The following is a 540-nucleotide window of genomic DNA, read 5'->3' as shown; positions in this document are numbered from 1 at the left end:
GCAATGGATTTGGGAAGAGTTCCGCGTTTCTGTGAGCGAGCAAACACTGAGCCGCGAGGTCCGAGCCATGGGTTATCGCAAGCTTGCTGCAAGGCCCAAACATCACGCGCAAGACCCTCAAGCCATCGAGGATTTTAAAAAAGTTTCCCCGCCGCAGTGGCAGAAATCGCCGCCGGAGCAGCGCAAGGAAAACGGGTAGAGATTTGGTTCGAAGACGAGGCCCGTATCGGGCAGAAGAACAAGATCACGCGCCGCTGGGCCAGGCGGGGAACGCGGCCTTCCGCGCCGCATGATCAACGCACAAGATCGGCCTATATCTTCGGTGCCATCTGCCCGAAGCTTGGCAAGGCGGCAGCTCTCGTCATGCCGTGGTGCGACACCCACGCGATGACGCAGCACCTGGCGGAAATCGCCCGCCATGTTGACGAGGATGCGCACGCCATCCTCATCATGGATCAGGCAGGCTGGCACATGTCCAATCATCTCGTCGTGCCTGAAAACATCACCATCCTACCACTCCCGCCGAAATCGCCGGAGCTA

At 59.3% G+C, this 540-nt stretch carries 1 pseudogene; it reads left to right on the top strand.

Annotation, left to right across the window (positions count from 1 at the left end):
- Nucleotides 1–540: pseudogene (locus tag PDO_RS17450) on the top strand (IS630 family transposase); the annotation flags it as partial.

The sequence above is a fragment of the Rhizobium sp. PDO1-076 genome (assembly GCF_000247475.1).
In the GTDB taxonomy this organism is placed as follows: domain Bacteria; phylum Pseudomonadota; class Alphaproteobacteria; order Rhizobiales; family Rhizobiaceae; genus Allorhizobium.
This window is presented reverse-complemented; position numbering and strand designations above follow the sequence as displayed.